The 1,586-nt window shown below is 68.9% G+C and carries 3 protein-coding genes; 1 reads left to right on the top strand and 2 read right to left on the bottom strand.

Going from position 1 to position 1,586, the window contains the following annotated elements; all coding sequences use genetic code 11:
* A partial coding sequence (locus R2707_00005) for an RNA polymerase sigma factor (protein MEZ5243449.1) occupies positions 1-280 on the bottom strand: 280 nt, incomplete at its 3' end.
* On the bottom strand, positions 277-1,341 hold the full coding sequence (locus tag R2707_00010; GenBank protein MEZ5243450.1) for a hypothetical protein: 1,065 nt from the start codon (positions 1,339-1,341) through the stop codon (positions 277-279). The genes R2707_00005 and R2707_00010, both read right to left, overlap by 4 nt.
* Positions 1,342-1,383: 42 nt before the next feature.
* Between R2707_00010 and R2707_00015 the strand changes: the two genes are divergently transcribed.
* Positions 1,384-1,586 (top strand): hypothetical protein (locus R2707_00015; protein MEZ5243451.1); only part of this gene is annotated, 203 nt, incomplete at its 3' end.

Here is a 1,586-nt window from a genome sequence, read left to right on the forward strand (position 1 = left end):
GCAGGGCGACCCGTCGGGCGATGGCGAAGAGCCAGGTCTTGACGGCAGCTCGCCCCTCGAAGTCGTCGAGCTTGCGATGGACGACGATGAACACGTCCTGGACCGCGTCGTCGACCGTGGCCGCATCGACACCCAGCCTCAGGAGACATCGCCAGACGTACGCGTGATGCGCGCGATATACGTCGCGGAACGAGGGTGGCCGCCGTTTGCGCCGCAGCGCAAGATGCACACTCGACTCCGCCGCCGTTCCCAACGAATCCACTGCAGTTGCTTCGTTCACCGCGGACGCGAGTTCCGTGGGGAAAAGTTTACCTCCAAGCCGAACGAGACCACGGCGCTGATCGCAGAAACCCGGAAGATCGGGTTTTGCTCGGGCCCCAGGCGGAACGCGGGCCGGTTGAAGGCCGCAAGCGCACCCACCGACGCGAAGATTCCCAGGCGGTCGATGGGGGAAAACACGACCGCGGGCTCGAGGGCGATGGCGCCCCACGGCGACCACACCGTCTGGGGGCGGCGAATGCCCTGGCGCCCTTCACCCTGCAGCGCATTGACGCGCGCCCCCAGGCATAAGGGGAACGAGAACCGACCCTGTACAGGCGCCCAGCATCCGCGCAGGGTACCCGCCACGGCTTGGAACCGCCCGCCCAGGTCGGCGTTGTCCGGATGGTCGATGCGCCGCGGCGGGGCGTAGTCGAGCTGGCCTTCGATGCGAAACGCCGACAGGGTCACGCCGCCCGCGACGGCAAACCCGTGGGGGAAGCGGGGCACGTCCCCGACCCCACCGGTGAGCACAGCTCGAACCACCCCACCGACGGCCGGTGGCGGCGGCGGGGGTCGGACCGGAGGTCGCCGCACCGTGACTGTGGCTTCGGGCGGAGGTGACCGGCTGACCTCGACCGCGGCCGCCGGGGGAGTGGGGACGTCGTCGACCACGGGCGTCTCCAGCTCCCGGATCTGCGCGCTCGCCCCGACCGCGTCGATGTGGACGGCGACGACGAGGGCGGCCCCCTTGGTCAGGAGATCGCAGGTTCCGGCCTCGAGGTTGCGGCGTGACTGATGCTCGCCGCGCTGGAGCACGAGCTCCAGGGTCCACAGATCCGCGGCATGGTCGACGCGCCCGTGGACGGCGAGAGGCTCGTCGGGCCTGGACTCTTCGGAGAGATAGCGGCTCACCGTCGTGAGCACCTTCGCCCCGTCCGGGCACGCCGGCGGCGCGGTCCAGTGCAACGTGAGGTTGCCGTCGGCGACGGTCTCGCCGTCGGCCCCCAAGACGTCGCTCGGATGCTGCACATCGAGCACGTCTGGTGGGTCTGGCGGGAGCTCCGGCGGAGCCAAGATCATCCGGACCAAAGATATACAAGTGGTAGACTGCGCGCTCTACGAATGCCGTACGTCGAGTACGCCTGCGAGGGCAAGCTCCTCTTCCGCACCGAGACCACCGAGGGGTCTCAGTTCGTGCCACGCGTGCACGAGATCGTCGTCATCGACGATGAGCCCTACCAGGTCGTGGATGTCGAGTACTGGGCACGTCGGATGGGCTCCACGGACCGGCGCTTCGTGTGGCCGACGGTCTACGTCATCCCGGT

The organism is Acidimicrobiales bacterium (assembly GCA_041394245.1).
GTDB lineage: Bacteria > Actinomycetota > Acidimicrobiia > Acidimicrobiales > Aldehydirespiratoraceae > JAJRXC01.

What these genes read in the sequence shown, in the direction of transcription:
- R2707_00010 (MEZ5243450.1), bottom strand. Translation starts at nt 1,341, where the DNA reads ATGATCTTGGCTCCGCCGGAGCTCCCGCCAGACCCACCAGACGTGCTC.